Origin of the sequence: Snuella lapsa (genome assembly GCF_039539345.1) — a bacterium.
In the GTDB taxonomy this organism is placed as follows: domain Bacteria; phylum Bacteroidota; class Bacteroidia; order Flavobacteriales; family Flavobacteriaceae; genus Snuella; species Snuella lapsa.
Window position 1 is genome coordinate 35,190 of the sequence record NZ_BAABCY010000063.1, and the last position, 14,181, is coordinate 49,370.

The 14,181-nt window shown below is 35.5% G+C and carries 7 protein-coding genes; 5 read left to right on the forward strand and 2 right to left on the reverse strand.

Going from position 1 to position 14,181, the window contains the following annotated elements:
* Positions 1-38: 38 nt before the first annotated feature.
* On the forward strand, positions 39-1,937 hold the full coding sequence (locus ABD792_RS11460; protein ID WP_345006196.1) for an amidophosphoribosyltransferase: 1,899 nt from the start codon (positions 39-41) through the stop codon (positions 1,935-1,937).
* A gap of 695 nt (positions 1,938-2,632) precedes the next feature.
* Here ABD792_RS11460 and ABD792_RS11465 read toward each other — a convergent pair.
* Positions 2,633-3,241, reverse strand: coding sequence for a superoxide dismutase (locus tag ABD792_RS11465; protein WP_345006197.1), 609 nt, complete (start codon positions 3,239-3,241; stop codon positions 2,633-2,635).
* Between the two features lie 124 nt (positions 3,242-3,365).
* On the opposite strand from ABD792_RS11465, the gene ABD792_RS11470 reads away from it, so the two are divergent.
* From ABD792_RS11470 to ABD792_RS11485, 4 genes are all read left to right on the forward strand, one after another.
* Positions 3,366-6,503 carry a UvrD-helicase domain-containing protein gene (locus ABD792_RS11470; RefSeq protein WP_345006198.1) on the forward strand — a complete coding sequence of 1,046 codons (3,138 nt, stop codon included), beginning with the start codon at positions 3,366-3,368 and terminating at the stop codon, positions 6,501-6,503.
* 232 nt (positions 6,504-6,735) lie between these two features.
* The gene (locus tag ABD792_RS11475; protein ID WP_345006199.1) at positions 6,736-8,091 is read left to right on the forward strand and encodes an OmpA family protein; all 1,356 of its coding nucleotides are present in this window, start codon (positions 6,736-6,738) and stop codon (positions 8,089-8,091) included.
* 75 nt (positions 8,092-8,166) lie between these two features.
* Complete coding sequence (locus ABD792_RS11480) at positions 8,167-10,932, forward strand: PD-(D/E)XK nuclease family protein (RefSeq protein WP_345006200.1); 2,766 nt, start codon at positions 8,167-8,169, stop codon at positions 10,930-10,932.
* 1 nt (position 10,933) lies between these two features.
* Positions 10,934-11,800 carry an alpha/beta hydrolase family protein gene (locus ABD792_RS11485; protein WP_345006201.1) on the forward strand — a complete coding sequence of 289 codons (867 nt, stop codon included), beginning with the start codon at positions 10,934-10,936 and terminating at the stop codon, positions 11,798-11,800.
* Here ABD792_RS11485 and ABD792_RS11490 read toward each other — a convergent pair.
* Positions 11,782-14,172: a glycoside hydrolase family 95 protein gene (locus tag ABD792_RS11490; protein ID WP_345006202.1), complete on the reverse strand. Its 2,391-nt coding sequence runs from the start codon at positions 14,170-14,172 to the stop codon at positions 11,782-11,784. The genes ABD792_RS11485 and ABD792_RS11490 overlap by 19 nt on opposite strands.
* Positions 14,173-14,181: the final 9 nt, after the last annotated feature.

The window sequence follows — 14,181 nt, forward strand, 5'->3', positions numbered from 1 at the left end:
CTATAAATGAAGGAAACTAACACAAACACTAATTTGTAATGAGTGATGCTTTAAAACATGAATGCGGAATTGCACTTATAAGGCTTTTAAAACCTTTAGAGTTTTATAAAGAAAAATATGGTAGCGCATTTTATGGCGTAAACAAAATGTATCTTATGATGGAAAAACAGCACAATCGTGGCCAAGATGGTGCTGGATTTGCTAGTATTAAGCTAGACACGCAACCTGGCGAGCGCTACATTAGTAGAGTACGATCCATTGCACAACAGCCTATTCAGGATATTTTTGGACAAATCAACCAGCGTATTAACAAAGAGTTTGCAGAACATCCAGAATATGTAAACGATGTCGCTTTGCAAAAAAGGCACATTCCATATGTAGGCGAAGTATTACTAGGCCATGTGCGCTATGGCACTTTTGGCAAGAATAGTGTAGAAAGTGTCCATCCATTTTTAAGGCAAAACAATTGGATGCACAGAAATTTAATTATGGCTGGAAACTTTAACATGACAAATGTTAAAGAACTTTTTAGCAACCTTATAGAATTAGGCCAGCACCCTAAAGAATATACAGACACCATCACGATCATGGAAAAAATTGGTCATTTTTTGGATGATGCTGTAAGCAAAATATATAAAACCCTCAAAAAAGAAGGCTATAGCAAACGAGAAGCTTCTCCATTGATAGCTGAACGCTTAAATGTGGCTAAAATTTTGAAGCGTGCTGCCAAAAATTGGGATGGAGGCTATGCTATGGCCGGGCTTATAGGTCACGGCGACTCTTTTGTTTTAAGGGATCCCGCAGGCATCAGGCCAACCTATTATTATAAAGATGACGAAGTAGTGGTAGTCGCTTCAGAACGCTCTGTAATACAAACAGTCTTTAATGTAAGCTTTGAAGACGTTAATGAACTGGATCCTGGACATGCTATTATTACCAAAAAATCGGGCAAGGTTATTATAAAAAAAATATTAGAACCTTTAGAAAGAAAGTCATGTTCCTTTGAGCGTATTTATTTTTCTAGAGGTAGTGATGCCGAGATATACCAAGAACGCAAAGAACTAGGTAAATTGGTCATGCCAAATGTTCTGGAGGAAATTAACCAAGATATTTCCAATACGGTGTTTTCATACATACCCAATACGGCAGAGACCTCATTCTATGGAATGATAGAAACAGCTGAAGACTTTTTAAATAAAAAGAAAACAACAACCATTTTAAATGGACAACGGTCTCTATCGGCCGAAAAGGTAACTGAAATACTATCCGAACGCACTCGAATTGAAAAGATTGCCATAAAAGATGTTAAGCTTAGAACGTTTATAACCGAAGACAGTAGTCGTGACGACTTGGTTGCCCACGTTTACGACATAACCTATGGCGTTATTAAACCTAACGATAATTTGGTTATAATTGACGACAGTATAGTTAGAGGAACTACATTGAAAAAGAGTATCATAAAAATGCTCGACCGTTTAAACCCTAAAAAAATCGTTATTGTGTCTTCTGCTCCTCAAATTAGGTATCCAGACTGTTACGGTATCGACATGGCAAACCTAGAGAGCCTTATTGCTTTTAGAGCTGCTCTAGAATTATTAAAAGACATCAACCAATACCATATTGTTGAAGACGTATACAACAAATGTATCGCACAAACAGATCTTGAAGACAAGAACGTAAGAAACTTTGTAAAAGAGATTTACGATCCTTTTACAGATCAGGAAATATCTGATAAAATTGCCGAATTATTAAGTGACAAGGGTATCAAATCTGAAGTAAAGATTATTTTTCAAACGGTAGCGAATTTACATAAAGCATGTCCTGAACATTTAGGAGATTGGTACTTTACGGGAAATTATCCAACTGTTGGTGGCAATAGGGTTGTTAACCGAGCTTTCATTAATTTTTACGAAGGAAACAAAGAAAGAGCATACTAATTTTACCACACTCGTTTTCTGACAGTTAAACCTAAAAAAATACGTTTTATCTGAAAAAAACGCGGTTTGTCTAATAAATAATTGAGTTATTTAAAATAAACATAAATTAGCATCACCATAACATAAGTAGGTTAAGTTCATGGTAGATTTGGGGCAAAAAAAGGTGAACTTCTGTTCGCCTTTTTTTATTCCCAATGTTTTCAAAGAAGTAGTCTTATCCTCTCGTTTTCAATAAGACAAGAAAAAAACCTCCAACTTCATTTAAACCAATATATTAGTAGTTGACCTAAAAAAATATTTAGATCTCATATAGATTTATACTTTTGGATTTACCATAACATAAGTAGGTTAAGTTTATGGTAGATTTGGGGCAAAAAAGGTGAACTTCTGTTCGCCTTTTTTATTTTTGGACATCCTCTTTATTAAAAAGCAACCCTCTTTTTATAAAATTCTAAATCCGTTTAAGCTAATATATTAGTAGTTGACCTAAATTTTTTTTAGGATCAATTCTAGATACATACCTTTGGGCTTACCATAACATAAGTAGGTTAAGTTTATGGTAGATTTGGGGTAAAAAGGTGAACTTTCGTTCACCTTTTTCATTTAAACAACTTTTATGCCATAAAAAAACGCCTAGAATAAAATTTCTAGACGTTTAGTCTTCCTAACTATGTTCTTTATTTTAGAGTAATGCCCTATTTAGCTTCAGCATAACGTCTTTCAACTTCATTCCAGTTAATAACATTAAAAAATGCACTAATGTAGTCTGGACGTCTGTTTTGATAGTTTAAATAATAAGCATGTTCCCAAACATCCAATCCTAAAATTGGTGTACCAGCACATCCAACACCTGGCATTAATGGATTGTCTTGGTTTGGTGTAGAACACACTTCCACCTTACCTCCCTTATGAACGCATAACCAGGCCCAACCTGAACCAAATCGTGTTGCCGCCGCTTTACTAAAAGCATCAATAAACCCTTCTTTAGAACCGTAGGCTGCCTCAATGGCATCTTTTAATTCTCCAGACAAATACCCTTTTCCTTCAGGGTTCATTACATTCCAAAATAAGGTGTGATTGTAAAATCCGCCTCCATTATTTCTAACTGCTCCATTGTCCATATCAAGATTTGCAAGAATATCTTCAATAGATTTCCCTTCTAAATCGGTTCCTGCAATAGCATTATTTAAATTGTTTGTATACCCCTGGTGATGCTTTGTATGATGTATTTCCATTGTACGTGCATCGATATGAGGCTCTAAAGCATCATACGCATAACCCAATTCCGGTAATTCGAAAGCCATAATTTATAGTTTTAAATATTAGTATTTATTTTCATTCAAATTTACACATAAAAGCCTTTAATTAAAAATAATTAATTGCTATCAAACCATTGATAGTTTTTATCTTGTATGCAAATTCATGTTTATGCAAAAAAATCATTCTTTTACAATCTATAATGCTTCCGCCGGAAGCGGTAAAACATTTACCCTAGTAAAAGAGTACCTCAAGGTTTTATTTAAGTCAAATAATTACGATCAGTTTAAACGTATTTTGGCAATTACATTTACAAACAAAGCTGTTGCCGAAATGAAAGAACGTATTATTGAAAAATTAAAAGCGTTTTCAGATGAATCTGTTATAGATTCCTCAGACAGCATGTTTAACTCTATTTGTGATGAATTGGGAATAGCTCCTTATACGCTACACAACAAATCAAAAACCTTACTTAACACAATAATACATAATTACGCTGCTTTTGATATTTCTACAATTGATGGCTTTACCCATAAACTGATACGCACCTTTGCCCACGATTTAAAATTACCTCTAAATTTTGAAGTAGAACTCGACCAAGAATCTTTACTTAATGAGGCTGTAGATAGTTTAATTGCAAAAGCTGGGACTGATAAAAAACTAACTAAAACTCTTGTAGATTTTGCTCTTGAAAAGGCAGACGACGACAAAAGCTGGGATCTTTCCATAGATTTTAACAAAATAGCGAAACGTCTTGTTAACGAAAATGACATGCCTTTTGTAGAAAAATTAAAAGACAAAACGCTAGAAGACTTTAAATCCCTTAAATCGCATCTACAAAAACAAATCCCCCAAATAGAAAATAGCATTGTAAAAACAGCAAAAACTGTTTTAAACACAATAGAAAATGCAGGATTGGATTTTAACGATTTTACAAGAGGAACCCTCCCCAATCATTTTAAAAAAGCCTCCGAACTAAATCTAAATGGCCTTTACAGCAATAAACTAGAAACAAACATTAACGAAGGAAAAGGCATATACAACAAATCTTTAAGCCTAGATAAAGTTATCGCTATCGATAATTTGCTACCAGATATCGCTTTGTCTTTTAAAAGTATCAAATCACAGGTATATTATTTAAAGTTTTTAAATTCTTTCTACAAAAACATCACGCCACTTTCTGTTTTAAATGCTATAAACAAAGAACTGACTTCTTTAAAAAAGGATCAAAATAAAATACTCATTTCAGAATTCAACGCCATTATAAGCAAGGAAATAAAAAACCAACCAACTCCTTTTATTTATGAGCGCCTTGGTGAAAAATTCAACAATTATTTTATTGATGAATTTCAAGACACCTCCGTTACACAATGGGAAAACCTAATCCCGCTTATAGACAACTCACTATCAAGCGGCACTGGAAATACTATGCTGGTTGGTGATGCAAAACAATCTATTTATAGATGGCGAGGCGGCAAAGCCGAACAGTTTATTGACTTATTTAATGAGAAAACCATTCCGTTTCAAGTTAAACAAACCATACAAGATCTTAAAACCAACTATCGCAGTTATAAAGAAATCATAAAATTCAATAATGGTTTCTTTAAATATTTGGCCGGCACCGCCTTTCAAGATAAAATCTATGAGGGTTTGTATGAAAAGGCCATCCAAAAAACTCATATAGAAAATGATGGATACGTAAACTTAAGCTTTCTGGATTTTGATAAAGATGATGACAAAAATGAGCTTTACCCCAAAGCTGTTCTAAAAACAATACACAACTGTTTAGACCAAGGTTACCAGTTAGCAGACTTATGCATTTTAGTTCGCAAAAAAGCAGAAGGTATTGCCATAGCCAATTATTTAAGTCAAAATACCATTCCTATTTTGTCTTCAGAAACCCTACTGCTAAATAACGCTCCTGAGGTTCATTTTATAAATAACATATTAACTCTATTAATCCAGCCAAAAAATAAAGAAGCAAAAATAACGGTACTTAACTTCCTGTCCGATCTATTAAAAACCGAAAACAAACACGATTTCTTTATCCAACATATTAACCTACCTCTTCTTGAACTATTCAAGCGTTTTGAGGCTTACCAAATCTTTATCGACCCTAATAACTTGCTAGCATTGCCCCTTCTTGATATGGCCGAAACCATAGTTAGGGAATTTAAACTAATTAAAACCTCCAATGCCTACATTCAGTTTTATTTGGATGTAGTCCTCGAGTTTTCTCAAAAGAAAGGTGCTAATATTTCAGACTTTCTAGATTATTTCGATAAGAAAAAAGAACAGCTAACCATTATATCTCCCGAGGGACAAAATGCAGTTCAAATCATGACCATCCATAAATCAAAGGGCTTGGAATTTCCTGTGGTTATTTTCCCATATGCCGATTTAGATATTTATAAAGAACAGGATCCTAAAGAGTGGTTTGCCCTTGACAAATCGCTATACCAAGGCTTTTCCCATACTCTATTAAACTTCAATTCAGATTTCGAACATTATGGAGATGAAGGATTACGCATTTACCAAACCCATCGTTCTGAACAAGAACTGGACAACATTAACTTACTTTATGTTACCCTAACACGTCCTGTAGAACAACTATACATTATTTCGAGGAAAGAAATAACGCCCAAAGGAATTGTTAATCCCAATAAGTATTCTGGTTTATTAATCAATTACTTAAAACATATTGGTATATGGGACGATTCGCAATTAAGCTACTCTTTTGGAACAATAAATTCGCATAACCAAAAAAAAACTATAAAAAAAGAAGTTACAATTCAGCAGGATTTCATTTCAACACCTAAGGAAAAGCATAATATAAAAATTGTAACCAACGCAGCTTATTTATGGGATACCAATCAGCGAGAAGCTATTGAAAAAGGCAATCTTATACATACCATCATGTCAAAAATACAAACTCATGAAGATGTAGATTCTGCTTTTAAAGATTTAGTAAATGCTTCCAATGTTACCCAAGAACAAGCTACTATTTTAAAACAGTTAGTCATTAAAATTATCGAGCACCCCACACTTAGCGACTACTACACTCCTCAATATAAAATATACAATGAGCAAGATATTATTAGCAAGCAGGGGTATATTTTAAGACCAGACAGAATTGTATGCAATAAAGATAACGAGGTAATAATTATTGATTACAAAACGGGCTCCGAGGACATAAAACACAAACAGCAACTACAATCATACCAGGATATTTTAGAAAGCATGAAACTACGCGTTATAAAAAAAATACTTGTTTACATAAACAGCGACATACAAATAAAAACGCTATAAATTTGTAAAACACATACTTTAAACGTACTATTGTATCTGGAATAGGCATAAAATATTCTGCTATTAAATGCTTTCATCGCGGTGGGAAAAACACCAAATATTATCTAAAACCATTCTGAACTACAAATAAATAGCACGAAATTGTCAATAATTTTATACATTTAGCTTTGTTAATAACATTTAACAACTTACTTTTGTTTACAATTAACACTTAAAAATTAAACTTTTGAATATGAAAAATCTTAGCAGATTAATGTTCGCTATGTTGCTTGTACTTGGTTATAGCAACGCTAATGCGCAAGACAAAAACAACCCATGGCAAATTAACATTGGGGCAAACGCAGTTGACTTCTATCCTACAGGAGAAGATGGGCAAGGTGAAATCTTTGATGAATACTTTAACGTCACAGACCACTGGAATATATTACCATCTTTATCTACAATCTCCGTTTCTAAATACTTAGGTGACGGATTCTCTTTTGGAGTTGCTGGTTCATTAAACAAAATTGAGAACTGGGGAGATACTGCTGTTGATGATTTATCTTACTATGGAGTAGATGGAACCATCAAGTATAGCCTTGGAGAATTAATTGGATGTGACACATTCGAGCCTTATTTAGGCGTTGGTGGTGGTTACACTTGGGTTGATGAAATTGGTGCCGGTACTTTAAACGGAACTTTAGGATTCAACTTATGGTTCAACGACAACATTGGTCTTACTTTTCAATCTGCATACAAACATGCATTCGAAGATTATTTAGCTACACATTTTCAGCATTCAGCTGGTATCTCTATTAAATTTGGAGGTGCTGATACTGACGGTGATGGCATCTACGACAAAGACGATGCTTGTCCAGATGTTGCTGGTTTAGAAGCTTTCAACGGATGTCCTGATACTGATGGTGATGGCATCGAAGACAGTAAAGATTCTTGTCCTAACGAAGCTGGTTTAGCTGAGTTAAACGGATGTCCTGACACTGATGGTGATGGTATCGCTGATAAAGATGATAACTGTCCTACTGTTGCTGGTTTAAAAGCTTTATCTGGTTGTCCAGATGCTGACGGTGACGGTGTAACTGATGCTGATGACAAATGTCCTAACACAGCTGGTCCTGCTGCTAACAAAGGGTGTCCATGGCCAGATACTGACGGTGACGGTGTATTAGACAAAGACGATAAGTGTCCTGACGTAAAAGGAACTGTAGCTAATAACGGTTGTCCAGAAGTAACTGCTGAAGTTCAAAAAACATTGAACGAATATGCTAAAACTATTTTGTTCGACACTGGTAAATCTACAATTAAAGCGCAATCTGCAGCTGTATTAAAAGATATTATTAGCATTTTAAAGGAGTACCCAACTGCTAAATTTACAGTAGAAGGTCATACAGATAGCACTGGTAGCGATGCTACTAACCAAAAATTATCTGATGCTAGAGCTAATGCTGTTAAAGAATACTTAGTAGAAAATGGTATCAATGAGTTTAGATTATCTGCTCTTGGTTATGGTGAGTCTAAACCAATAGACACTAACAAAACTAGAGCTGGTAGAGCTAATAACAGACGTGTAGAAATTAACTTAGCTAAATAAGAAAACCCTTTTTTAGTATTTTAAATAAGTTTAAAAAACGCTTCGGATATCCGAAGCGTTTTTTATTTTTATAACATGACAACTTTCATTTTTGATGTTCTAAAAGATTTACAGAACAATAATGTAGCCCTATCCAATATTACCTTTATTTTACCCAGTAAACGTGCTGGCCTATTTTTAAAGCACCAACTGGCTCAGATTACCGAGCAAACCTTTTTCTCTCCAGACATTATAAGTATTGAGGAGTTTGTTGAAGGACTTTCACAACTCAAAAAAGTAACGAATACCGAACTTCTTTTCGAATTTTACAGCACCTACGTTCAACATACAAATAAGGAGACCAGAGATGCATTCGAGCCCTTTTCAAAATGGGCGCAAATCTTACTTCAGGACTTCAATGAAATAGATCGATACCTTATTCCCCAAGATCAAATATTTAATTATCTAAGCGCCATAAAAGAAATAGAGCATTTTCATTGGTCTTTAGAAGAAAACCAAACAGATTTTATTAAAAATTATTTGACCTTTTGGAACAGATTAGATTCTTACTATACAAACTTTACCAAACGCCTTTTAAATAAAAACATAGGTTATCAAGGGCTTATTTACAGGCAGGCCGTTAAAATGTTAGAACCTTACATTGAAAACAATGCAAACAAGCAACATGTATTTTTAGGTTTCAACGCACTTAATACTGCAGAAGAAACTATTATCCAGACTTTGCTCCAAAAAAAAATGGCAAAGACTTATTGGGACATCGATGCTGTGTTCATTAACAATCCGTTACATGATGCCGCCTTGTTTACAAGGCAACACAAATCAGATTGGCCTTATTTTAATGAAAACACATTTAACTGGATAACGAACAACTATTCAAAACCAAAAACAATTTCAATTTATGGCGTTCCCAAAAACATTGGACAAGCAAAACGTATTGGATCCATACTCAATAAAATAAAAAGAGAAAACAAAACACTACAAAACACTGCTGTTGTTTTAGGAGATGAAAACCTTTTAATTCCAGTATTAAACGCGCTACCAGAATCAGTAGGCCCTCTCAATATCACTATGGGCTTTCCTTTGCAGTCTATACCTCTGGCTTCTCTATTTGAAATTGTATTCCATATTCATAAAAATGCTTCAGACCGTTTTTATTATAAAGATGTTATTAACCTGTTATCACACCAATACATAAGGCCATTATTTAAAATAGAAGATAGTGACTATGCTTCAAAAATTATTGAAACCATAGACACTAACAATATTATTTATTTAACAACCGAACGCTTAAAACAAATTGCTGGAAGCTCTCATAGTTATATTGATTTATTATTCTCCGATTGGAACAAAGGCATATCCAGAACCTTAAAAAATTGCCAACAGCTTATACTGTCCATTAAAAATCATTTCGAGAAAAACAAAACCTCCAACCTGCTTTCTCTGGAATACCTATACCGCTTTAACGAGTTGTTTAATGAGTTAACAAGATTAAATTCCAAATACGAACATATTCATGATCTTAATGCTTTATATAGTATTTACAAAGAGCTTTTAAGCTCCGAAACTTTAAATTTTCAAGGGGAGCCCTTGGAAGGATTGCAAATTATGGGGATGCTGGAATCTCGTGTTTTAGATTTTGAAACGGTTATAATAGCATCGGTAAACGAAGGTATACTCCCCTCTGGAAAGAGCAACAACTCTTTTATTCCCTTCGATGTAAAATTGGAAAACAAGCTTCCTACTTATAAAGAAAAAGATGCCGTATACACCTACCATTTTTACCGATTGTTACAGCGTGCAAAAAACATCCACATTACCTATAACACTGAAGCCGATGTACTAACAGCTGGTGAAAAAAGCAGGTTCATAACCCAACTGGAACTGGAAGGTATTCACAACATTAACCATGAAATCATTACACCACAGGTTCCTGTAATAATGCCAGCCTTAAACACTATTAACAAAACCAAAGCTTTACTTCAAGAACTTATTTTAGTAGCAGAAAAAGGATTCTCCCCATCCTCCCTTACAAACTACATAAGAAATCCAATTGATTTTTATTATCAAAAAATATTAAAAATACAAGAACACGACAATGTTGAAGAAACCGTTGCCGCAAATACTTTGGGAACGGTAGTACATAACACACTTGAAGACTTTTACAAACCTCTATCGGGTAAATTTTTAACGACCGAGTGCGTTAAGAATATGAAAAAAAATATTAGCAACACCGTTAAACACCACTTTAAGACCATCTATAAAGAAGGAGATATTACCAAAGGTAAAAACCTAATCATCTTTGAAATAGCAAAACGTTATGTATTGAACTTTTTGGATATGGAAATTCAGGATTTGGAAGCTGGCAACCAAATAAAGATAATTGCCATAGAAACCGATAATAAGGTAACGATAGACCTTCCCGAACTAGATTTTCCGGTTAGGATAACAGGGAAAGTAGATCGTGTTGATGAATACAACGGCATTACAAGAATTATAGATTACAAAACGGGACGTGTAGACCAAAATAGTGTAGAAATTGTAAATTGGGAAGACCTTACAACAGATTACAAAAAGTTTAGCAAAAGCTTTCAAATACTTTGCTATGCTTATATGATGCAACTATCGGGGCAAATACAACTTCCTATTGAAGCTGGTATTATATCCTTTAAAAACTTAAACCAAGGAATCTTAAAGTTTGCAAAAAAAGACCGAACGGGCGCTTATGCAAAAAAGGATATGTTAATTACCCAGGAAACACTTAACAATTTTGAAAAAGAGCTTAAACACTTAATTTTGGAAATATGCAACCCCAATATTCCTTTCATCGAAAAAGAGGTATAATATGATAATCGACAAAAATACAATCATAAAAACCCAACACGGCAAACCGATTTTAGTGGATCTTTTTTACCTGAAAAACAAGCAAAATAAACCTATCGTAATCTTTTGTCACGGTTACAAAGGTTTTAAAGATTGGGGCGCTTGGGATTTAATGGCCAAAACATTTGCTAACGCAGGTTTTCTTTTTATAAAGTTTAATTTTTCCCATAATGGAGGAACCATCGAGCAACCCATAGATTTCCCGGATTTAGAAGCATTTGCCCATAACAACTACACCAAAGAACTTAATGATTTGGACACTGTAATCAGTTGGGTTTTTAAAAATAGCGTAATAAGTAAAGAAGGCAATCTAAAAGCCATTTCACTCATAGGTCATAGTCGCGGTGGTGGCATCGTTGCTATTAAAGCAGAAGAGGACTCCAGAATTAAAGCACTAATTGGGCTCGCCAGTGTTAGTGACTTTAAATCGCGCTTCCCAACTGGAGAAGCATTTACATCGTGGCAACAAAATGGTGTTTATTATGTTGTGAACGGTCGGACCAAACAAAACATGCCTCATTACTTCCAGTTCTATGAGGATTTTGCTAAAAATGAAGAACACCTTACCATCAAACGGGCCGTGTCAAAATTAAATATACCTTATCTCATTATCCACGGAGATGATGACAGCAGTGTACGCATTGAAGAAGCTAAAGAGCTTCATAAATGGCGTCCTGACAGTACTCTAAAAATCATCGCCAACGCCAATCATGTTTTTGGTGCTTCGCATCCTTGGGACAAACCTATATTGCCAGAACAGTTAAAAACTGTTATAAACCAAATAATCACTTTTATAAAAGACCTAACCTTCTATATAGAAGGAAAATAATCTTGTCCTGATTCTGTTTCAAAACGTATGGTTTTTCCATTATAGCTTATCTTACAAGGCCCACCGTGTTTAGAATGAATCTTTACTTCTGTAAGTTTAGCATCTGTCCATGCCATATCAACAACAAACCCGCCACGGGCACAAAGTCCTTTAACAGAGCCTGTACTTTCCCATGCAATCGGTAAGGCAGGAAGCAATCTGATGGCTCCCGATTGACTTTGTAATAGCATTTCGGCTATACCAGCGGTAGCGCCAAAATTAGCATCCATTTGAAATGGTGGGTGCTGTCCGAAGAGATTAATACTCGTACTTTTTGCCAAGACAGTATGCAGGCTACGATTGGCATTTTCGCCCTCTCCCAAACGCGCATATTGGTTTATCAACCAAGCAGCACTCCATCCAGTATGCCCACCTCCATTCTTAATTCTAAAATCAAGTGATTTTTTAGCCGCTTGAGCCAAATCGGGAGTAGTTTCCAAATCAATCTGATATCCTGGATGTAAAGCAAACAAATGCGAAATATGTCTGTGTCCTGGTTCTACCTCCTCAAAAGCTTCTTGCCATTCCATTAAGCGCCCATCTGCGCCAATCTTAGGCTTTGCCAACAACCCTTGGGCTTCTTTTACCTTAACTAAAAAGTTATTGTCGATTTCCAATACCTGTGAGGCATCTATAAAGTTCTTAAAAAGTTGCCAAATAACCTGTTGGTCGTGAGCTGGCCCCATACATATTTGGCTTTTACTGCCATCGGGAGCCACAAATGTATTTTCGGGGGACACAGAAGGTCCAGACACCAATTCGCCCGTTTTAGGGTCTGGAATCAACCAATCCATATAAAACTGCGTAGAAGCCTTTAAAATGGGATAGGTTTGCTCCAAAAAGGCTTTATCTAAGGTAAAATAATAATGCTCCATAATGTGTGTTGTTAACCAGGCGCCACCCCCTACATGCATTCCCCAACTGGCCGACTCACCTGGAGCAGTGTACCCCCAAACGTTGGTAATAGGGTGCACCACCCAACCACTGGCATTGTAATGTACTTTGGCGGTTTTACTTCCTGGTTCTTGAATGGCTCCCATTAAATCAAACAAAGGCAAATGCATCTCGCCTAAATTAGTCACTTCTGCCATCCAATAGTTCATTTGCACATTAACATCGGTATGGTAATCGCCATTCCAGGGCGTTTGAATTTTGTTAGCCCAAATACCTTGTAAGTTAGCTGGCAAAGTACCCGGTCTAGATGAAGATATCATTAAGTACCTCCCAAATTGAAATAGCTGTTCCACCAATTGTAAATCGGACGATGTCTTAACGTTTTGAAGTCTTACATTTGTTGGAATCGTATCTGGAGCAGCACTCAAATTAAGGCTTACACGTCCAAAATAACCTTGATAGTCTTTTTTATGGGATTCCAGAAGTTCTTTGTACGCCCTTTGTTTGCTCTTCTCCAAGTTAGCAGCCGTTAATTTTTTATAATCCCGCCCATTATAATTTGGGTACTCCAAGACATAATTAGTAGAAGCCGTTAATAAAAGGATTACCTCATCGGCCTTTTCTACTACAATGCTATCATCATTATAATTTACCGTCCCCTTTTTATTTAAAGCTGTTAAGCGCGTCATATACTCCAGACCTTCACCACCTTTTCCATTATCTAATGCCCCATACATAATAAGCTGATCGCCTTCCGATTTTGTTTGGAACCTTTCAGGTCTGGTCAACGAACTTTTAAAAGAGATCGCTCCAGGCTTATCGGCGGTTAATTTAACAACCATTACCTGATCGGGATGACTTGTAAAGATTTCTCTTTTATAACGCACACCTCCTTGTGTATAGCTTATACGTACTACGGCATCCTCTAAATCCAATTCCCTGTAATAGTTATCATAATCACTTTGATTTTCAAAATCTATCCATAAATCGCCCAAAGTTTGGAAACAACCAAAAGGTACCGTTGCACCGTTACCATGTCCAGACCCTTTACCCTTACAAATTTGGGTTTGTTGTGTAAGTTTAGTAGCCTCCTTATAGTTTCCATTAAAAAGCAATTCTCTTATTTTGGCCTGAGCCAGATAGGCTTCTGGATTATCATTATCGTCTGGACTACCAGACCACATACTTTCTTCGTTTAACTGGATGCGCTCTTTATTAACATCTCCAAAAACCATAGCCCCTAAAGCCCCATTACCAAGAGGCAATGCTTTTAGCCACTCTGGATCGTCTTTCCAGCCATTTGGGTTATCTGCAACCGTAGCTTTTGCAGGTTCTGTGTACCAAAGCTTTAAATTTTCTTTTTGATTTGGTTGTTCACTACAGGACATTATCAATAATGTCAAACAAGATATCCAACCTAAGTGTTTTAAAATATTCATAACATTTTA

What these genes read in the sequence shown, in the direction of transcription:
- ABD792_RS11485 (WP_345006201.1), top strand. Translation starts at nt 10,934, where the DNA reads ATGATAATCGACAAAAATACAATCATAAAAACCCAACACGGCAAACCG.
- ABD792_RS11460 (WP_345006196.1), top strand. Translation starts at nt 39, where the DNA reads ATGAGTGATGCTTTAAAACATGAATGCGGAATTGCACTTATAAGGCTT.
- ABD792_RS11480 (WP_345006200.1), top strand. Translation starts at nt 8,167, where the DNA reads ATGACAACTTTCATTTTTGATGTTCTAAAAGATTTACAGAACAATAAT.
- ABD792_RS11475 (WP_345006199.1), top strand. Translation starts at nt 6,736, where the DNA reads ATGAAAAATCTTAGCAGATTAATGTTCGCTATGTTGCTTGTACTTGGT.
- ABD792_RS11470 (WP_345006198.1), top strand. Translation starts at nt 3,366, where the DNA reads ATGCAAAAAAATCATTCTTTTACAATCTATAATGCTTCCGCCGGAAGC.
- ABD792_RS11465 (WP_345006197.1), bottom strand. Translation starts at nt 3,241, where the DNA reads ATGGCTTTCGAATTACCGGAATTGGGTTATGCGTATGATGCTTTAGAG.
- ABD792_RS11490 (WP_345006202.1), bottom strand. Translation starts at nt 14,172, where the DNA reads ATGAATATTTTAAAACACTTAGGTTGGATATCTTGTTTGACATTATTG.